The organism is Brachybacterium nesterenkovii (assembly GCF_900163655.1).
GTDB classification, from domain to species: domain Bacteria; phylum Actinomycetota; class Actinomycetes; order Actinomycetales; family Dermabacteraceae; genus Brachybacterium; species Brachybacterium nesterenkovii.
Genome location: NZ_FWFG01000054.1, coordinates 1 through 19144, shown reverse-complemented (window position 1 = coordinate 19144; position 19144 = coordinate 1). Strand labels below are relative to the sequence as shown.

Genomic DNA, 19144 nt, shown 5'->3' with positions numbered 1-19144 from the left:
CCGTGGGAGGATTCCGTGGTGCCTGTCGACCTCCCGATGACCTATCCGACGTCCGACCTGATCCTGTCCGAGACGGGATCCCTCGTGCGCCGCAGCATCCTGCCCGGCGGCGTGCGCCTGCTGACCGAGGCGGACCGCTCCGTGCGCTCGGTGACCGTGGGCCTGTGGATCCCGCGCGGATCGCGCGACGAGACCCCCGAGCACGCCGGCTCCACCCACGTGCTCGAGCACCTGCTGTTCAAGGGCACCGCCCGCCGCAGCGCGCTGGACATCGCGACCGCCTTCGACGAGGTGGGCGGCGAGTCCAACGCGGTCACGGCCAAGGAGCACACCTTCTATTACGGGCGCGTGCGCAGCGCGGACCTGCCGCTGGCGGTCGACGTGCTGGCCGACATGATCACCTCGGCCTCCCTGACCGATGAGTCCCTGGCCACCGAGCGCGAGGTGATCCTCGAGGAGCTCGCGATGGCCGAGGACGACCCCACCGACGTCGGCTACGAGACCTTCCTGGCCGACGTGCTCGGCCCCGACACCCCGCTGGGCCGGCCCGTCGGGGGGACCGTCGCGGCCGTCGAGGCCCTCGGGGTCGATGCGGTGCGCGCCCACTACGCCGAGCACTACCGGCCCGAGAACCTCGTGGTCACGGCCGTCGGCGATCTCGACCACGACACCCTGGCCGCCCTGCTCGCCGAGCGCCTGCGCGCAGGCGGCTGGGAGCTGGCCGAGGGGGCCCTGCCGCGCCCTCGCCGCGATGGCGCCCCCTTCGCAATGCCCGGCGGCGTCGACGTCGATGCCATCGTGCCGCACCGCCTGGAGCGGGAGACCGAGCAGACCCACGTCTACCTCGGCGGCCCGGGCCTGACCTCCACGAGCGCGGACCGCCAGATCATGAGCGTGCTCATGGCGATCCTCGGCGGCGGCATGTCCTCGCGCCTGTTCCAGAACGTCCGCGAGCAGCGCGGTCTGGCCTACTCCGTGTACTCCTTCTCCGGCGGCTACCGCGAGGCCGGCCTGTTCGGCCTGTACGCCGCATGCCGACCCGCGCGCGCCGCCCAGGTGGTCGAGCTGATGGCCGCTGAGGTCGCGCAGATGGCCCGCGATGGCGTGACCGACGCCGAGATGCGCCGCGCCCTCGGCCAGATCACCGGCACCCTGGCCCTCGGGCTCGAGGACACCACGTCCCGCATGGGCCGGCTGGGCACCGCCGAGCTGGTCCATGGCCGCTATACGAGCGTGGATGAGACGGTCGAGCGCATCGCCGCCGTCCGGGCGAGCGACGTGCAGGAGCTCGCCCAGCGTCTCGCCGCCTCGTTCACGACCCGCGTCGACGTCGGCCCGGCTGCCTGATGCTGCCGGCCCCGCGGCCCGACCGCAGCGGCCCCGCCGCCTGATCCCTGTTCGTCCCACGTCTGGAAGGACCCCCGCCATGACCGATCCGATCCCCGTCGCCGTCCTCGGAGCCCCCGGCCGCATGGGCTCCGCCGCCGTCCGCGCGATCGAGGCGGCCGACGACCTCGAGCTCGTCGCCGGCATCGGCCCCGATGACGACCGCGACGACGCCCTGCGCGCCGGGGCCCGCGTGGTCGTCGACCTCACGGTCCCCTCCGTCACCAAGGACAACGTGCTGTGGGCCGTGAGCAACGGCATCCATGCCGTCGTCGGCGCGACCGGCTGGACCGAGGAGTCCCTCGCCGAGGTCCGCGAGGCCCTCGGCGATGCCCCCTCCACCGGCGTGCTCATCGCCCCGAACTTCGCGATCGGCGCCGTGCTCGCCATGCGCTTCGCCGAGGTCGCCGCCCACTACTACGAGAGCGCGGAGATCGTCGAGCTGCACCACCCCGACAAGGTCGACGCCCCCTCGGGGACCGCGCGCCACACGGCCGCCGCGATCGCCCGCGGACGCGCCGCCGCGGGCCTCGGCGCGATGCCCGACGCGACGGCGAGCGATCCCGACGGCGCCCGCGGTGCCGTGGTCGACGGCGTCCACGTCCATGCGGTGCGCCTGCGCGGCCTCGTGGCCCATGAGGAGATCCTCTTCGGCGGCGTCGGCGAGCAGATGACCATCCGCCACGACTCCTTCGACCGTGCGAGCTTCATGCCGGGCGTGCTGCTGGGCGTCCGCGAGGTCGCCTCGCACCCGGGCCTGACCGTGGGCCTGGACGGGTACATGGACCTCGGCGCGCACTGACATGCGCGAGCGGCTCTTCCTCGGCGTCCTGCTGGTGCTGACCGCCCTGTTCTGCTGGGCGCTCGGCTGGATCGCCTGGGGCTTCGCGCGGGCGGGCACGGCGCTGGGATGGGGCTTCGCCCTCGCGATCTGCGCGCTGCTGGTGCTGACCGTGTGGGTCACCTGGCGCGAGGTGCTGTTCGGGCTCGCCGCCGCACGGCTCGGGCGGGCCTATCGCACCGACGCCGCCCCGGTGGAGCCGTCGGCGGACGCGACCGCGGATCCCCGGGCCGAGTTCGAGGCCGCCCGGGCCGCGGCCGAGGGGACGGGGGAGGGGGACTGGCGCTCCTGGTACCGCCTGGGCCTGGCCTACGACGCGCTGCGGGACCGCCGCCATGCCCGCGAGAGCGTGCGGCGGGCCATTGAGCTGGAGCGCGCGGGGCGCTGACGGTCCGGGTTGGCGGACTGCACCGTGCGGCGGACTGTTCCCGGGCGGCGCTGCGGAATGCGCGGCCGTGCCGCCGTCCCGCGGTGCTCGGCTCCCGCTAGGGCATCCCCGCCAGCCGCAGCAGCGCCGTGACCGCGGCCCCGGCGATGACCACCAGCAGGAACGGCGCCCGCCGCCACAGCAGCAGCGCGGCGACCGCGACCCCGAGCACGCGGGCGTCGAGCACGATCGCCTGCCCGCTGGTGAGCGTCTGCGTCGCCAGCAGGGCCCCGAGCAGCGCGATGGGCAGCAGGCCCGTGACGCGGGCGATCACGGGGCGCTCGAGCAGCTGCGGGGGCACCTGGTAGCCGAGCCACTTCAGGGCCACGCTCGCGAGGGAGGCGACGATCACGGCGATCCACAGCACGGTCGCGGTCATCGCTGCGCCTCCGCGGTGGCCGGTCGCTCATCCGGGGCTCCCGGCTCGCCCTCCGCCGCGCGCGCCGGGTGCGCGCGCGAGGCGCCCACGAGGCCGACGACGACGGCGACCGCCGCGGCCGCGAGCACCGGCAGGCCCGCCGGCAGCATCGGCGTGGTGATCGTCGCGACGAAGCCCGCGGCCACGGCGAGGGCCACGAGGTCGCGGCTGGCCAGACGCGGCCACAGCAGCGCCAGGAAGGCGGCCGCGGCCGCCCCGTCGAGCCCCCAGGCGCCGGGGTCGGCGATGTGCTGACCGGCCAGGGCCCCGATGAGCGTGAACAGGTTCCAGAAGATCCACACGCCGACGCCCGCCGCCCAGAACCCTGCGCGCCGGGCCTCATCGGTCGTGCCCGACAGCGCCGTCGCGGTGGACTCGTCGATCGTCAGATGGGCGCGCAGCAGGCCTCGGAGGCCCCCGCGGGGCAGGGTGCGCGCGAGCACCACCCCGTACAGGGTGTTGCGGATCCCCAGCAGCACCGAGGCCAGGACCGCTCCGACCGCGCCGCCCCCGCCGCCGATGACGCCGACGAGCGCGAACTGGCTGCCCCCGGAGAACAGGACGGCCGACAGCACCACCGCCTGCCACAGCGACAGGCCGGAGGCCGTCGCGAGGGCGCCGAAGGAGATGCCGTACAGGCCCGTCGCCAGGCCCACCGACCAGCCGCGGCGGCGGATCGCGGGGATCTCGTGGGCGGGATCGAGGGCAGTGCTGGTGCTCGCGGTCATGGCGAGGTCACTGTATCGGCGCGGCAGGTCGTGCGGAGCGGGAGCCCGGGCCGTGAGACCGTGGGGGCATGATCGACTCCTCCACCGTTACCTCCGCCGACTCCGCCGGACGGCCCGCAGCAGCATCCCAGGACGCCTTCTCCTTCACGGTCGACGCCCTCCTCATCGACATGGACGGCACGCTCGTCGACTCCACGCCCGCGGTGGTCCGCGCCTGGAACCAGGGGCTCGCCGAGCTCGGCAGCGATCGCACCTTCACCCACGACTTCCACGGCGTCCCGGCGCGCCAGTCGCTGCGCAGGGTCTTCCCGGAGCGCAGCGAGGAGGAGATCGACGCGGCGTTCGAGCACATCGAGGCCCGCGAGCTCGCCGACGTCGACGGCATCGAGATCCTGCCGGGCACCGAGCGCCTCCTGGCCGAGCTCGACGAGATCGAGCGCGAGCTCGGACGCCCCGTCTGGACGATCGTCACCTCGTGCACCCGCCGCCTCTTCGAGACGCGCTGGGCCACGACCGGACTTCCCCATCCAGACGGTCTCGTGACCGCGGACCAGGTCGAGCGGGGCAAGCCCGACCCGGCGCCCTACCTGCTGGGCATGCGGCGTCTGGGGGTCGCGGGGGAGCAGGCGCTCGTCCTCGAGGACTCCCTCGGGGGCCTCGCCTCGGGGCGCGACGCGGGCGCGCTGACCCTCGCGGTCACCACCACGACGCCGCGCGAGAGCCTCGCCCCCGTCGCCGACGCGATCGTCGGGACGCTCGACGACGTGACGGTGCGCGCCGTGGACGGCCGCCTCGAGGTGACGCGCCGAGCACGATGACGCACAGGCCCCGTTGACGGACGGGCCCCGGCGAGCTCCCGGGCGCGGCGGTGGTGGCCCGGGATGAGGCGCTCACCGCACCCCGAGGAGGTCCCGGCGCGCCCGGGGGAGGGGCTGAGGACCCTCGACTAGGGTGGGGCACCATGAGCGACATCGTCTTCCGGTCCGACATGACCGCCGATCTCGTCCGCTGCGCCGCCCGCGACAGCGACGTGATCTTCGCGGCCCGCGTCTCCACCCAGGGCGAGCAGTCCCTCGCGGCCGCCGGGACCGAGGCCACCGAGCGCGACCGGGGGCTCATCCGCTTCCTCATGCGCGACCGCCACGGCAGCCCCTTCGAGCACAACTCGTTCACCTTCTTCGTCGAGGCGCCGATCTTCGTGTTCCGCGAGTTCATGCGCCACCGCATCGCCAGCTACAACGAGGAGTCGGGCCGCTATCGTGAGATGCGCCCCGTGTTCTACACGCCCTCGCGCGAGCGCAACCTCGTGCAGGTGGGCAAGCCCGGCGCCTACGAGTTCCGCCCCGGCACCGACGAGCAGCACGAGATCGTCGAGCGCGAGATCCGCGAGACCGCGACCGCCGCGTTCGAGTCCTACCAGCGGATGCTCGAGTCCGGGGTGGCCCGCGAGGTCGCCCGCGCGGTGCTCCCGCTGAACCTGTACTCGTCGATGTACGTCACCATGAACGCGCGCTCGCTCATGAACTTCCTGTCCCTGCGCACCAAGCGCGAGGACGCCGCCTTCCCCTCGTTCCCGCAGCGCGAGATCGAGATGGTGGCCGAGAAGATGGAGACCGCCTTCGCCGAGGCGATGCCCCTGACGTACGACGCCTTCAACGCGGGCGGCCGCATCGCCCCCTGATCCGCCACCGCCCCTCCCGCCCCGCACCCGCGAGCACCGCACGACCCAGGAGATCCCCATGAGCAGCAGCGGCACGATCCCCGCCCGGCCCTTCGGGGCCAACGGGGTCGCCATGGTCACCCCGTTCACGCCGGATTCGGCCGCGCTCGACCTCGACGCCGCCCAGGCGCTCGCCGTCCACCTCGTCGAGCACGGCGTGGACATGCTGGTGCTCGGCGGGACCACGGGGGAGTCCCCGACCACGTCCGACGAGGAGAAGCACGCGATCGTCCGCGCGGTCCGCGAGGCCGTCGGCGACGAGCCGACGATCCTCGCCGGCGTCGGCACCAACGACACCCGCCACAGCATCGCGCTGGCCCGGGCAAGCGCCGAGCTGGGCGTCGACGGCCTCCTCGTCGTCACCCCGTACTACTCGAAACCCTCGCAGGAGGGCATCGCCCGCCACGTCGAGGGGATCGCAGATGCCACCGATGTGCCCGTGATGCTGTACGACATCCCGGGCCGCTCCGGCGTCCCGCTCGCGCTCGAGACGATCCTGCGCCTGGCCGAGCACGAGCGGATCCTCGCGCTCAAGGATGCCAAGGGCGACCTGGCCCAGGCCGCCGGCGTCATGGCGCGCACCGACCTGGCCTACTACAGCGGCGAGGACGCCCTGAACCTGCCGTGGATGGCGATCGGCGCCAGCGGCATCGTCTCCGTCGTCGGTCAGGTCGACCCGGAGCTCGAGAGCGAGGTCATCGCGGCCGTCGACCGCAGCGACCTCCCCCTCGCCCGCACGCTCCACACCCGCCTGTCCCCCCTCGTCGACGCGATCATGGGCATCATGCCCGGCGTCGTCGCAGCCAAGACCGCCCTGGCACTCCAGGGCGTGATCCCCCACGCCGCGGTCCGCGGCCCCCTCGCCCCGGCCGACGACGCGCAGACGCGCGCGCTCGCCGCGGTCCTCGAGGCGGCCGGCCTGATCGACGGCTCCACCACCACCTCCCGGAGGAACGCATGAGCACGCCTTTCGCGCAGCGCCAGAACCAGCCCCCCAAGCTCCGCAAGGACACGATGCGGATCATCCCGCTCGGAGGCCTCGGAGACGTGGGCCGCAACATGGCCGTCGTCGACTTCGACGGCCGTCTGCTCGTCATCGACTGCGGCGTCCTGTTCCCCGAGGAGTCCCAGCCGGGCGTGGACCTGATCCTGCCCGACTTCGACTACCTCAAGGACCGCCTTGACGACATCGCGGCGATCGTCCTCACCCACGGGCACGAGGACCACATCGGCGCCGTCCCCTACCTGCTGCGCCTCAAGCCCGACATCCCGCTGGTGGGCAGCCAGCTGACCCTCGCCTTCGTCGAGGCCAAGCTCAAGGAGCACCGCATCACCCCGCACACCCTCGCTGTGAAGGAGGGCGACACCGAGAGCTTCGGGCCCTTCGACTGCGAGTTCGTGGCGGTCAACCACTCGATCCCGGATGCGCTCGCCGTCTACGTGTCGACGGAGGCGGGCTCGCTGCTGCACACGGGCGATTTCAAGATGGACCAGCTGCCGCTGGACGGCCGCATCACGGACCTGCGCGCCTTCGCCCGCCTCGGCGAGAAGGGCGTGGACCTGTTCATGACGGACTCGACGAACGCGGAGGTCCCCGGCTTCACGACCTCCGAGCGGGAGATCGGCCCCGTCATCGACGGCATCTTCGGCCGGGCGACGCAGAAGATCGTCGTGGCCTCGTTCTCGAGCCACGTCCACCGCGTCCAGCAGGTGCTCGACGCCGCCGCGAAGCACGACCGCCGCGTCGCGTTCGTCGGCCGCTCGATGGTGCGCAACATGAAGATCGCCCAGGAGATGGGCTACCTGAACGTGCCGCCGAACGTGCTCATCGATGCCAAGAGGATCGGCGATCTGCCGGACGACCGGGTCGTGCTCATGTGCACCGGCAGCCAGGGTGAGCACATGGCTGCGCTGGGTCGCATCGCCAACCGCGACCACCAGATCTCGGTGGGCGAGGGCGATGTCGTGATCCTCGCCAGCTCGCTCATCCCGGGCAACGAGAACGCCGTGTTCCGCGTGGTCAACAGCCTCATGGCGCTCGGCGCCGAGGTGGTCCACCAGGGCAACGCGCGCGTGCACGTCTCCGGTCACGCGAGCGCCGGCGAGCTCCTGTACTGCTACAACATCATCCGCCCCAAGAACGTCATGCCGATCCACGGGGAGGTGCGCCACCTCATCGCCAACGGCAAGGTGGCCGAGTCCTCGGGCGTTCCGTCCGAGAACGTGGTGCTCGCGCACGACGGCTCCGTCGTGGATTTGAGGGACGGGGTCGCGAAGGTCGTCGGGGAGATCCCCAACGGCTACGTGTACGTCGACGGCTCGAGTGTGGGCGAGGTCTCCGAGACCGACCTGAAGGACCGCCGGATCCTGTCCGACGAGGGCTTCATCTCGGTGTTCGCCGTGGTCAACTCCGAGACGGGCATGCTCATCGCCGGGCCGGAGATCCACGCCCGCGGCGTGGCCGAGGACGATGCGGTGTTCGAGAAGGTCAAGCCGGAGATCGTCAAGGCGCTCGAGAAGGCCGTCGCGGAACATACGGGGCGCAAGGACACCTACCAGCTGCAGCAGGTGATGCGCCGCGTCGTCGGCCGCCACGTCTCGCGCCTGCGCCGCCGCCCGATGATCATCCCCGTCGTCGTCGAAGCGTGAGGCCGGAGTCCGGGTGCGAGGGACGAGCTCCCGGCGCAGGCTGAGCGCGAGGAGACGCGGCAGAGGGAACTGTCGTCGTCGAAGCGTGAGGCCGGACCGCTCGCCCTTCTGATCTGCCCGGTGCCCCGGGCGCTCCCCTCCGGGAAGCGCCCGGGGCGCATCACACCCCCGCGTCCCCGGCACCCGGGACGATGGACGGTACATTGACGTACATGGCGACACGTACGTCTTCCCCCGCACGTGCGTCGAAGGGCTCGTCCCGCACCTCCGGCTCTGCGCGCGCATCCGGAGCCCGGGCGCACGATCCCTCGACGCTCCCGCTCCCCGTGCGCGCCGTCCGCACCGGCTACCTGGCGCTGGCCCGCATGGTCGGCGGCATGGTCCGCGGCATCGGCGTCGCGCGCTGGGAGGTCGCCCACGATCAGCGGCGCGACGGCTACGCCCTGCTGCTCCTGCTGCTGGCCGCCCTCGTCGCGATCCGCGAGTGGTGGCAGGTGCCGGGCGCCTTCTTCGGCGCGGTGCACACGGTCACCGCGGGCACCCTCGGCATCATCTCCGTGGTGCTGCCGCTGCTGCTGCTGGGCTGGTCGCTGCGCATGTTCCGCCGCCCGGACCTGGTGCGCGCCAATACCCGCATCGCCCTGGGCATCGGGATCATCCTGACCGCGCTCGCAGCGATCGCCTCGATCGCGGCCCGCATGCCAGCGCCCGCCGACGGCATCGACGCCCTCGCCCGCGGCGGCGGCGTCCTGGGCTACCTGGCGGCCGCGCCTGTCGTCGCGCTGCTGCCCGAGGTCGCCGTGATCGTCCTCTACGCGGTGGTCGCCCTCTTCGGCGTGCTCGTGCTGACGGCCACGCCGGTGGAGTCCGTGCCCGATCGCCTCCGCGGGGCCTACGCGACCCTGGTGGGCCACAGCGAGGCCGAGGACGCCGAGCGCGAGGCTTTCGGTCTGCGCCCGCGCCGCACCGATCCCACGCAGGCGATCGCGGCGGAGGAGGCGCCGGCGACCAAGCGCCGCACGCCGCGCTCGAAGAAGAAGGACGCCGAGCGCGACCACGACGAGTTCGGGTACGTGGGCGACGAGGCCTTCGCCCGCGGCGTCGACGCCGACGCCCAGGCCGAGGAGCAGGGCGCCGGGTCCGACCGGCGTCGCCGGCGGCCGGCCCGCGGCGCGAAGGCCGAGCCCGCTGCGGCGGCCGCGGCGGAGAGCACCGAGGCCGACGCCGAGGTCTACGACGTCATCGCCGAGGAGAACAAGCGCCAGAAGACCTTCCCATCGGCGACGGCCCCGATGCCGAGCGGTGCGGGCTCCCGCGCCGCGGCGAAGGCCCCCCAGAAGCCGGCCCCGGCCCCGGAGCCGGAGGCCGAGCTCGTGCCGCCGCCCATGGGCGACCTTCCCCGTGCGGGCGAGCAGCTTGAGCTCGCGGGCGACATCGTCTACACCCTCCCCGACGCCTCCTTCCTCGTCGAGGGGCCCCCGCACAAGACGCGCTCGGAGGCCAATGACCGCGTGGTCGAGGCCCTCGGCGAGGTGTTCGAGCAGTTCGGCATCAACGCCGAGGTCACCGGCTTCACGCGCGGCCCGACGGTCACGCGCTACGAGGTGGAGCTCGGCACGGGCACGAAGGTCGAGAAGGTCACGGCCCTGTCCAAGAACATCTCGTACGCCGTCGCGAGCGCCGACGTGCGCATCCTCTCGCCGATCCCCGGCAAGAAGGCGATCGGCATCGAGATCCCCAACACGGACCGCGAGACGGTGGCCCTGGGCGACGTCCTGCGCTCCCCGGTGGCCACGCGCAACGAGCACCCGATGGTCATGGGCGTGGGCAAGGACGTCGAGGGCGGCTACGTCACGGCGAACCTCGCCAAGATGCCGCACCTGCTCGTGGCGGGCGCCACCGGCGCCGGCAAGTCGAGCTTCGTGAACTCGATGATCACGTCGATCCTCATGCGCGCCACCCCTGAGGAGGTCCGCATGGTCCTCGTGGACCCCAAGCGCGTGGAGCTCACGATCTACGAGGGCATCCCGCATCTCATCACCCCCATCATCACCAACCCGAAGAAGGCCGCGGAGGCCCTCGAGTGGGTGGTGAAGGAGATGGACATGCGCTACGACGACCTCGCGGCGTTCGGGTTCAAGCACATCGACGACTTCAACAAAGCCGTCCGCGCGGGTGAGGTGACGCCGCCTCCGGGCAGCGAGCGCCGTCTGGCGCCCTACCCCTACCTGCTGGTGGTCGTCGACGAGCTCGCGGACCTCATGATGGTCGCCCCGCGCGACGTCGAGGCCTCGATCCAGCGCATCACGCAGCTCGCCCGCGCGGCCGGCATCCACCTGATCCTGGCCACGCAGCGCCCGAGCGTCGACGTCGTCACCGGCATCATCAAGGCCAACGTGCCCAGCCGCCTCGCGTTCGCGACATCGTCGCTGCAGGACTCCCGCGTCATCCTCGACACCCCCGGCGCCGAGAAGCTGATCGGCCAGGGCGATGCCCTGTTCCACCCGATGGGCGTGGCCAAGCCGATGCGCGTCCAGGGCGCCTGGGTCAACGAGTCGGAGATCCACAAGGTCGTCGATCACGTCAAGGCGCAGATGAAGCCGAACTACCGCGAGGATGTCGCGGTCACGACGGCCAAGAAGCAGATCGACGACGACATCGGCGACGACCTCGACGTCCTGCTGCAGGCCGCCGAGCTCGTGGTCACGACGCAGTTCGGCTCCACCTCGATGCTCCAGCGCAAGCTGCGCGTCGGCTTCGCCAAGGCCGGTCGCCTCATGGACCTGCTCGAGTCCCGGGAGATCGTCGGCCCCTCGGAGGGCTCGAAGGCCCGCGACGTGCTGGTGCACCCGGACGATCTGGCCGGGGCGATCGCCCGCATCAAGGGCGAGGACGAGCCGCCGAGCGCCGCGCCCGCCGCGGAGCCGGCCCCGCACGGGGGAGAGGGCGGCCAGGACCGCTACGGCGAGGACCCGCTGGCCGACGACGGCACCGAGCCCGCCGTCGACTACTACGACGACATGGACGAGCCGTCCGACGACGATGAGGACGCCTGGGCCCTGACGGGCCGCTGAGCGCGCCCGGAGCCGCGGCCCGCATAGGACGCGGCGCAGGGGCGACCCGAGACGAGGAGACACGATGACGACGAGCAGCACCGCTCCCGAGCACCCGCCGGTGCCCCTGTGGAACATCGCCAACATCCTGACGATGGTCCGCTGCGTGATGGTGCCGCTGTTCGTGGTGGTCGCCGCGCTGTACGAGACCTCGGTCCCGGGCCGGTTCGTGGTCTGCGCGATCTTCGTGATCGCGATGGTCACCGACTTCCTCGACGGGCACCTGGCGCGCAGCCGCAACCTGATCACCGACTTCGGCAAGATCATGGACCCCATCGCCGACAAGGGCATGACCGGCGCCGCCTTCGTGATGCTGTCGGTCTGGGACTACGTGCCGTGGTGGATGACGATCCTGATCCTCGTGCGCGAGTTCGGCATCACGATCATGCGCTTCACGATCCTCAAGCACGGCGCGCTGCCCGCGACCATCTCCGGCAAGGCCAAGACGATGATGCAGTCGATCGCGATCGCGTTCTGCCTGCTCCCGTTCGAGCTGTGGTGGGAGCCCGCGCGCTGGATCGGGCTGGCACTGGTCGCGATCGCCTTCGTGCTGACGATGTGGTCGGGGGCGATCAACGTGCGCGACGGGCTGCGGCTGCGTCGCGAGGCCCTCGCCACGCTCTCATGAGCCCCTCCGCGCTCGCGGTGACCGCGGGCCCGGAGCCCGACGGCGGCGCGCGCGGTCGTGCGGCGCGCGAGGTCGTCGAGGCCGCCGCGGCGGCGGGACTGATGCTCGCGACCGCGGAGTCGCTGACGGCGGGCGCCGTCGTCGCCGCGCTGGTGGACGTGCCGGGCGCGAGCCGCTGCGTCGCCGGGGGAGCGGCCTGCTACACGTACGCGGCCAAGACGGCCGTGCTGGGCGTCGATGCGGACCTGCTCGCCCGCGAGGGGGCCGTGAACGCCGCCACCGCCGTCGCGATGGCGAGCGGCGCCCTCGCCGCCTACGACGCGGACCTCGCCGTCTCCACGACGGGCGTCGCCGGACCGGGGCCCGATGAGCGCGGCGTTCCCGCGGGGACGGTCCACCTCGCCGTCGCGGCGTCGCCGCGCGCGCTGATGCGCCTGCACAGTCGCGGCGCGGCCGGTGGGGCCGCCGAGACAGCGGTCGAGAACGGTGCGGACCGGGTGGTCGCAGATCGTGCGGACCAGCCGGCCTCGGACGACACGGACCGGGCGGTCGGGAACGCCGCGGACCGGTCGGTCGGGGATGGCACCGGGATCCTCGCCGTGCGTGAGCTGCGTCTCCCCGGGGATCGGCCCACGGTCCGCGCGGCGAGCGTCGACGCGGCGCTCGACCTGCTGGGAACGGCGATAGCGCAGGTCACGGGCTCCTGACGGCTCGCAGGGTCGCCGCCGCCCCGCAGCGGGACGTCCGCGGTGCGATATCCCCAGGACGCGTCCGGGACCTGCCCGTAGGATCCTCGGGAACACGTTGGCAGGGTTGCGCGTTGCACCGTTCGTGATGAGCACTTCTTCGAGCACCGCGCACCGTCCCGTCGTCCGACCGCTGGGCCGAGGGCCCGTCTCGCGGCCGACGGGGACCCGGCGTGCGGGAGGGCCCGCCGTGCGCGGGCCGCTCCCCGTCCCCGCCCGTCAGAAGCTCGCATCCGCACAGCCCCCGGCGCCCAGCGCGCCGCAGACCGCGAAGGGAGGTCGCCCGATGGTCGTCTTCCGCCAGGAGCTCGGCGACGTCCTGCGCGACGCCCGTCGCGCCCAGGGCCGCACGCTGCGCCAGGTCTCCTCGGACGCGCGCGTCTCCCTCGGCTACCTCGGCGAGATCGAGCGCGGACAGAAGGAGGCATCCTCCGAGCTGCTCGCCTCCGTCGCCGACGCGCTGGGCCTGCCGCTCTCGTACGTGCTGCGCGAGGTCTCGGACCGCATCGCTCTCGCCGAGGGCGTGGTCGTCCCCGACACCGTCCCCGAGTCGCTCGCGCGCGATGCCGGCGGCACGGAGCTGGTCGGCGCGCGCTGACCGTGCGCCGCAGCGAGTTCACCGCCCTGTCCGAGCACGTGTTCGGGCCCGTGCTCGCGCGCACCTACACCCTCGAGCTCGGCCTGGTCCCGTTCGGCGGCCGCACGGCCGCCGTCGCCCTCGACGATGGCGAGGACGTGCGGCGCGTGTGGACGGCGCTGTGCGATGAGATGGACGTGCCCGAGTCCCGGCGCTGGGAGATCCCTCCCGAGGAGCGCCGCCGCCGCTGAGCCGAGGTCGGGCTCCCGTTGCGCGCACGACGCCACGCGCGCGCCGATCCGCTCCCGTACCGGCCTGCGCTGACCCGCGCCGACCCGCTCCCGCACCTGCCGGTGTTCATGGCGGCCCGCGTCCACGGCGGCCGTCGCGCGACACGCCGGACGCTGCGCACGTTCGAACATCTGTTCGGGTATGGTGTCGACGTCGGCAGGACCCCGGGCGCAGCCCCGCGACACGCCCCGGGTCTCCTCCACATCCCTGCATCGTCCACATGCGACGGCCTCTCCGGCTCGTTCGTCAGACCCTCCGCCTAGCGTGGAATCACGGTCACCAGCTGCCGGAGCACCCGGCCCCGTGGAAGGAAAGACACAGACATGGCTGCATCGAAGTCCACCGCCTCGGCAGGAGCCAAGGGCTCCGCCCCCACCTCGGCGCTCGACGCCGCGCTCGCCCAGATCGACCGCCAGTTCGGCAAGGGATCGATCATGCGCCTGGGCGACGAGACCCGTCCCCCGGTCGAGGTGATCCCCACGGGCAGCGTCGCGCTGGACGTCGCGCTCGGCATCGGCGGTCTGCCGCGCGGCCGCATCGTCGAGGTCTACGGCCCCGAGTCCAGCGGCAAGACCACGGTCGCCCTGCACGCGGTCGCGAGCGCCCAGCGCAACGGCGGCATCGCCGCGTTCATCGATGCCGAGCACGCCCTGGACCCGGAGTACGCCAAGAAGCTCGGCGTCGACACGGACGCCCTCCTGGTCTCCCAGCCCGACACGGGCGAGCAGGCCCTCGAGATCGCCGACATGCTCGTGCGCTCGGGCGCCCTGGACATCATCGTCATCGACTCGGTCGCGGCCCTCGTGCCCAAGGCCGAGATCGAGGGCGAGATGGGCGACTCCCACGTGGGTCTGCAGGCCCGCCTGATGTCGCAGGCCCTCCGCAAGCTCACCGGCGCCCTATCCTCGACCGGCACCACCGCGATCTTCATCAACCAGCTGCGCGAGAAGATCGGCGTGTTCTTCGGCAGCCCCGAGACCACCACCGGTGGCAAGGCCCTGAAGTTCTACGCCTCGGTGCGCATGGACATCCGCCGCATCGAGACGCTCAAGACGGGCACCGACGCCGTCGGCAACCGCACGCGCGTCAAGGTGGTCAAGAACAAGATGGCCCCGCCCTTCAAGCAGGCCGAGTTCGACATCCTCTACGGCGAGGGCATCTCCCGCGAGGGCGGTCTCATCGACCTGGGCGTCGAGCACGGGATCGTCCGCAAGTCCGGCGCGTGGTTCACCTATGAGGGGGACCAGCTGGGCCAGGGCAAGGAGAACGCCCGCCAGTTCCTCAAGGACAACCCGGATCTCGCCGTCGACATCGAGCACAAGATCCTGCGCACCCTCGGCGTGGGCGCCTACGCCCAGGAGCCCGAGAGCGCGGATGTCGACTCGGCTGCCGCAGACGGCCTCGGCGAGGACGAGTTCCTCGACGAGGACGTCCCCGCGACGATCTGATCGGCGCGGTGGGAACGGACAGCGCGGGCGACGGTCCTGCGGCCCGGCCCGACCGGGACAGGGCCGTCGTCGCGGGGCTGCGCCGCCGCACCGACGAGGTGCTCGCGGCGGCGCCGGCACCGGTCACGGCCGAGGAGGCCGCCTTCGACCGTGCCGTCGTGGTCGAATGCCGCTACCTCATGCGCCTGCTGTCCTCGCGTCGTCGCTCCGAGGGAGAGATGCGCGAGCGCCTGCGCCAGCGGGAGGTGCCGCGCGACGTCGCCCACGAGACCATCGCCCGTACCCGGCGGGCCGGACTCATCGACGATGCCGCCTTCGCCCGCGACTGGGTGGCCCAGCGCCGCCAGCTGCGCGGACTGTCGGACGAGGCCCTGCGCCGCGAGCTCGAGGCCAAGCGCGTCGCGTTGGAGGACATCGCCACGGCGCTCGCGCTCGGCGTCGAGGACGAGGAGGAGCGGGCGCGCCGCCTGGTCCGCGACCGCCTCGTGCGCGAGGAGCGCGCCCTGGCGGACGACGCCGACGGCTCGGTCCGCGGCAGGGTCGCCCGACGCCTCGACGCTCACCTGGGGCGCAAGGGCTATGACGGTGCTCTCGCGCTGCGCGTGATCTCCACCGAGCTGCGCGCCCTGACCGGTCGCTGAGGCCCGTGCCCCCGTACCCTGGTCGCACTATGTCGAGCACCGCGACCGCCCCGAACCTCGCCCCGCAGCCCCAGCCCGCGGCCACTGCGGCACCGCACCCCGGCCCCATGCAGGGCGCGGATGCCGCCGCAGGCGCCCGCGGCACCTACCATGTGCGCACCTTCGGCTGCCAGATGAACGTCCACGACTCCGAGCGCCTCACGGGGCTGCTCGAGGACGCCGGGTACGCGGCCGCTCCCGACGGCGCCGATGCGACGGCGGGCGAGGTCGACGTCATCGTGTTCAACACGTGCGCGGTGCGCGAGAACGCGGCGAACAAGCTCTACGGAAACCTGGGCGCCCTGCGCCCGGCCAAGCGCGCCAACCCTGCTCTGCAGATCGCCGTCGGCGGCTGCCTCGCGCAGAAGGACCGCGCGACCATCGTCGAGAAGGCGCCGTGGGTGGACGTCGTCTTCGGCACCCACAACATCGGCTCTCTGCCCGTGCTCCTGGACCGGGCGGCGCACCGACGCGAGGCGCAGGTCGAGATCCTCGAATCCCTCGAGGTGTTCCCCTCGACCCTGCCCACCCGGCGCGAGAGCGTCTACGCGGCCTGGGTGTCGATCTCGGTGGGGTGCAACAACACCTGCTCCTTCTGCATCGTCCCCTCCCTGCGCGGCAGCGAGAAGGACCGCCGTCCCGGTGACGTGCTCGCCGAGGTCCGCGACGTCGTCGCCTCCGGCGCCACCGAGGTCACGCTGCTGGGCCAGAACGTCAACTCCTACGGCGTCGAGTTCGGCGACCGCGGCGCCTTCGCGAAGCTCCTGCGGGCCTGCGGCGAGATCGAGGGGCTCGAGCGGATCCGCTTCACCTCGCCCCACCCGGCGATGTTCACCGACGACGTCATCGACGCGATGGCCGAGACGCCCGCTGTGATGCCGTCGCTCCACATGCCCCTCCAGTCCGGCTCGGACGCGATGCTGAGGGCCATGCGCCGCTCCTACCGCTCCCGGAAGTTCCTCGGGATCCTCGAGAAGGTGCGCGAGCGGATCCCGCACGCCGCGATCACCACGGACATCATCGTCGGCTTCCCCGGCGAGACGGAGGAGGACTTCCAGCAGACCCTCGACGTCGTCGAGGCCTCCCGTTTCGCGAGCGCCTTCACCTTCCAGTACTCGATCCGGCCCGGCACCCCGGCAGCGACCATGCCCGATCAGATCCCCAAGGCCGTCGTGCAGGAGCGCTTCGAGCGCCTCATCGCGCTGCAGGACCGCATCACGGCCGAGGAGAACGAGCGCCTCGAGGGGAGCGCGGTGCAGGTGCTCATCGCCGAGGGCGAGGGGGACCGGGACCGCGAGACCCACCGCCTGTCCGGGCGCGCCGAGGACAACCGCCTGGTGCACCTGTCCCTCCCCGCCGGCCTCCCGGAGGCGGAGCGTCCGCGCCCCGGGGACGTCGTCACCGCCGTCGTCACCCGCGGTGCCCCGCACTACCTCATCGCCGACTCGGCCCTGGAGCTGCCCGCCTGGAACGCGGAGCCGGAGCGCTTCTCCGTCCGCCGCACCCGCAGCGGCGACGCCTGGGAGGCCCGCACGGATCCGGCGGCCGACGCAGCCTCGTGCGGGACCGGATCACCCGCTCCCGCTGGACCCGTCGGGCTCGGCATGCCGACGCTGCGGCGCGGCTGAGCAGGAGAGTTTAAGCGGGCCGTCGGCGTATCGAGGAGCGCTGCGCGCTCTCAGGCGTCGAGCTCGTCGATCGAGGAGCCCAGGCGCTCCTCCAGATCGTGGAAGAACGCGATGATCGTGGTGAGGGAGCACTGGATCGCCCGGTCGATCTGCTCGTCCAGGCACCCGGTCGCGAAGTCCGTGGCGACCTCGCCGTACATGCCCAGGACGGTCTCGGCCTCGCGGCGCACGTACACCTTGGGCCACACGTGGTTCATGTTCCACTCGTTGCACAGCTTGACCATCTCGACCTTGCGGGCCACGTCGACCGAGTGGTTCCAGCGGGCGCGGGTCTGCAGGATCGTGCCCTCCTCCCCGGCCAGCAGGAACAGGAACGGGTAGGAGTCGAAGCGGGCGCGGAGGATCTGCGGGTGCTCCTCGTCCTCGACGAAGGCGTACCCGTGGCGCTCGAGACAGGCCTCGACGCGCGCGAGCGAGAGGGCCTCAAGGCCCGCTCCGTCCTGCTCGGGAAGGCGGAAGTCCATCGGCGAGGTCACGGGGGCTCCTTGGGTCAACGGTGTGCGGGCGGGTGAACGCGTGCGGGGCGGTGCGCGGTGCGGGCCGCCGCCAGACAGCCGGGCGTGTGCGCATGCGCTACGAGCGGCCACCATACCCCCGGGTACGGAGATGCAGGCCTGTCAGGCGAGCTCACCGCCGAGGCGCCGGTCACGCAGGGATCGACCGCGCGCGACCTCAGCGCGCACGGCCCGCAGCCCGCGCGCACGCTCCGCAGGACATGCTCATGGTGCGCGGCAGGAGTGGATGCCGGCAGCCCGCGCGTCCGGTCCGCGGCAGGCGTGGATGCCCCGGCTCCGTGCAGGCACGTAGATTGCTCGCATGCCTGCTGCTCTGCTCCTCGCCGTCGTCGGCGCCACCGCCACCGGCAAGTCGGACCTCGGCATCGAGCTGGCCCTCGCGCTCGACGGCGAGGTCGTCAACGCCGATGCGCTGCAGCTGTACCGGGGCATGGACATCGGCACCGCCAAGGTGACCGATGCCGAGCGGCGCGGCGTGCCCCATCACCTCCTCGACGTGCTCGACGTGACGCAGGAGGCGAGCGTCTCCGCCTACCAGCGCGAGGCCCGGGCGGTGATCGACGCGATCCGGGGGCGCGGTCGCGTCCCCATCGTCGTCGGCGGCTCCGGGCTGTACGTCCGGGCGCTGCTGGACGACATCGCCTTCCCGCCCACCGACGCGGCCGTCCGCGCCCGCCTCGAGGAGCGGATCGCGCACGAGGGCGCCTCGGCCCTGCACCGGGAGCTGACGGCGACAGATCCTGCGGCCGCGGAGCACATCGGGCCCGAGGACGCCCGTCGGATCGTGCGGGCTCTCGAGGTCGGCGAGATCACCGGCGGCAGCTTCCGCGCCTACCTGCCGCGCGAGCAGTACCTCGACGCCGCGACGATCCAGATCGGGGTGCGCCGCGACCGCGCCGTGCTGCACGAGCGGATCGCCCGGCGCGTGCACGGCATGGTGCGCGACGGGCTGCTCGAGGAGACGCGCGCCCTGCGCGAGCGCGGGCTGGACCGGGGGCGCACGGCCCGCCGGGCGATCGGCTACGAGCAGGCCCTGGCCGTCCTCGACGGCGCGATGTCCTGCGAGGACGCGGTCGAGTCCACCATCACGGGCACCCGCCGCCTGGTGCGCAAGCAGGACACGTGGTTCCGCCGCGACCGACGGGTGCGCTGGCTCGACGTAGACGCCGCCGAGGACCCGGCGGCGCTGCGCCATGCGGCGCTCGCCCTCGCGGATCTCTGAGAGTCACTGCGACTGCGACTGCGACTGCGACTGCGACTCTGGCTGGGGCTGGGACTGGGGCTGGGGC

At 72.7% G+C, this 19144-nt stretch carries 19 protein-coding genes; 16 read left to right on the top strand and 3 right to left on the bottom strand.

Annotated elements, in window-relative coordinates; translation table 11 throughout:
* Window positions 1–18 precede the first annotated feature (18 nt).
* The 3 genes from FM110_RS06275 to FM110_RS06265 all read left to right on the top strand — a co-directional run bounded on the left by FM110_RS06275 (window position 19) and on the right by FM110_RS06265 (window position 2615).
* Window positions 19–1347 carry a M16 family metallopeptidase gene (locus FM110_RS06275; RefSeq protein WP_087103687.1) on the top strand — a complete coding sequence of 443 codons (1329 nt, stop codon included), beginning with the start codon at window positions 19–21 and terminating at the stop codon, window positions 1345–1347.
* A gap of 79 nt (window positions 1348–1426) precedes the next feature.
* On the top strand, window positions 1427–2188 hold the full coding sequence (gene dapB / locus FM110_RS06270; RefSeq protein WP_087103685.1) for a 4-hydroxy-tetrahydrodipicolinate reductase: 762 nt from the start codon (window positions 1427–1429) through the stop codon (window positions 2186–2188).
* A 1-nt stretch (window position 2189) separates the two neighbouring features.
* Complete coding sequence (locus FM110_RS06265) at window positions 2190–2615, top strand: tetratricopeptide repeat protein (RefSeq protein WP_087103683.1); 426 nt, start codon at window positions 2190–2192, stop codon at window positions 2613–2615.
* Window positions 2616–2712: 97 nt separating this feature from the next.
* Here FM110_RS06265 and FM110_RS06260 read toward each other — a convergent pair whose 3' ends face one another.
* Both FM110_RS06260 and FM110_RS06255 read right to left on the bottom strand, forming a co-directional pair.
* Window positions 2713–3033 (bottom strand): AzlD domain-containing protein, encoded by a 321-nt coding sequence (locus tag FM110_RS06260; RefSeq protein WP_087103681.1) that lies wholly within the window; start codon window positions 3031–3033, stop codon window positions 2713–2715.
* On the bottom strand, window positions 3030–3800 hold the full coding sequence (locus FM110_RS06255) for an AzlC family ABC transporter permease (protein ID WP_087103679.1): 771 nt from the start codon (window positions 3798–3800) through the stop codon (window positions 3030–3032). Before FM110_RS06255 ends, FM110_RS06260 begins: the two co-directional genes overlap by 4 nt.
* Window positions 3801–3868: 68 nt before the next feature.
* Here FM110_RS06255 and FM110_RS06250 point away from each other — a divergent pair, with 68 nt between their 5' ends.
* From FM110_RS06250 to miaB, 12 genes are all read left to right on the top strand, one after another.
* Window positions 3869–4618 (top strand): HAD-IA family hydrolase, encoded by a 750-nt coding sequence (locus FM110_RS06250; RefSeq protein WP_087103677.1) that lies wholly within the window; start codon window positions 3869–3871, stop codon window positions 4616–4618.
* A gap of 143 nt (window positions 4619–4761) precedes the next feature.
* Window positions 4762–5481, top strand: a complete 720-nt coding sequence (gene thyX / locus FM110_RS06245; protein WP_087103676.1) for an FAD-dependent thymidylate synthase — start codon at window positions 4762–4764, stop codon at window positions 5479–5481.
* Window positions 5482–5539: 58 nt separating this feature from the next.
* A complete protein-coding gene (gene dapA / locus FM110_RS06240) occupies window positions 5540–6481 on the top strand; it encodes a 4-hydroxy-tetrahydrodipicolinate synthase (RefSeq protein ID WP_087103674.1) in 942 nt (313 codons plus the stop codon).
* Complete coding sequence (locus tag FM110_RS06235) at window positions 6478–8169, top strand: ribonuclease J (RefSeq protein ID WP_087103672.1); 1692 nt, start codon at window positions 6478–6480, stop codon at window positions 8167–8169. The genes dapA and FM110_RS06235 overlap by 4 nt, the downstream gene beginning before the upstream one ends.
* Before the next feature lie 212 nt (window positions 8170–8381).
* Window positions 8382–11243, top strand: a complete 2862-nt coding sequence (locus tag FM110_RS06230; protein WP_159457993.1) for an FtsK/SpoIIIE family DNA translocase — start codon at window positions 8382–8384, stop codon at window positions 11241–11243.
* A 64-nt stretch (window positions 11244–11307) separates the two neighbouring features.
* The gene (gene pgsA / locus FM110_RS06225) at window positions 11308–11910 is read left to right on the top strand and encodes a CDP-diacylglycerol--glycerol-3-phosphate 3-phosphatidyltransferase (RefSeq protein ID WP_087103668.1); all 603 of its coding nucleotides are present in this window, start codon (window positions 11308–11310) and stop codon (window positions 11908–11910) included.
* Window positions 11907–12617, top strand: coding sequence for a CinA family protein (locus FM110_RS06220; RefSeq protein ID WP_087103666.1), 711 nt, complete (start codon window positions 11907–11909; stop codon window positions 12615–12617). Before pgsA ends, FM110_RS06220 begins: the two co-directional genes overlap by 4 nt.
* A gap of 325 nt (window positions 12618–12942) precedes the next feature.
* Window positions 12943–13254, top strand: a complete 312-nt coding sequence (locus tag FM110_RS06215) for a helix-turn-helix domain-containing protein (RefSeq protein ID WP_087103664.1) — start codon at window positions 12943–12945, stop codon at window positions 13252–13254.
* A 2-nt stretch (window positions 13255–13256) separates the two neighbouring features.
* The gene (locus tag FM110_RS06210; RefSeq protein ID WP_087103662.1) at window positions 13257–13484 is read left to right on the top strand and encodes a DUF3046 domain-containing protein; all 228 of its coding nucleotides are present in this window, start codon (window positions 13257–13259) and stop codon (window positions 13482–13484) included.
* 363 nt (window positions 13485–13847) lie between these two features.
* Entirely contained in the window at window positions 13848–14972 is a 1125-nt protein-coding gene (gene recA, locus FM110_RS06205) for a recombinase RecA (RefSeq protein ID WP_087103660.1), read from the top strand.
* A gap of 8 nt (window positions 14973–14980) precedes the next feature.
* On the top strand, window positions 14981–15613 hold the full coding sequence (locus tag FM110_RS06200) for a regulatory protein RecX (protein ID WP_234991959.1): 633 nt from the start codon (window positions 14981–14983) through the stop codon (window positions 15611–15613).
* A gap of 29 nt (window positions 15614–15642) precedes the next feature.
* Window positions 15643–17280: a tRNA (N6-isopentenyl adenosine(37)-C2)-methylthiotransferase MiaB gene (miaB, locus tag FM110_RS06195; RefSeq protein WP_087103658.1), complete on the top strand. Its 1638-nt coding sequence runs from the start codon at window positions 15643–15645 to the stop codon at window positions 17278–17280.
* 50 nt (window positions 17281–17330) lie between these two features.
* Here the strand turns inward: miaB and FM110_RS06190 are convergent, their stop codons facing one another.
* A complete protein-coding gene (locus tag FM110_RS06190; RefSeq protein ID WP_234991958.1) occupies window positions 17331–17816 on the bottom strand; it encodes a YbjN domain-containing protein in 486 nt (161 codons plus the stop codon).
* Window positions 17817–18156: 340 nt separating this feature from the next.
* On the opposite strand from FM110_RS06190, the gene miaA reads away from it, so the two are divergent.
* The gene (gene miaA / locus FM110_RS06185) at window positions 18157–19077 is read left to right on the top strand and encodes a tRNA (adenosine(37)-N6)-dimethylallyltransferase MiaA (RefSeq protein WP_087103656.1); all 921 of its coding nucleotides are present in this window, start codon (window positions 18157–18159) and stop codon (window positions 19075–19077) included.
* The last annotated feature ends 67 nt before the right edge of the window (window positions 19078–19144 follow it).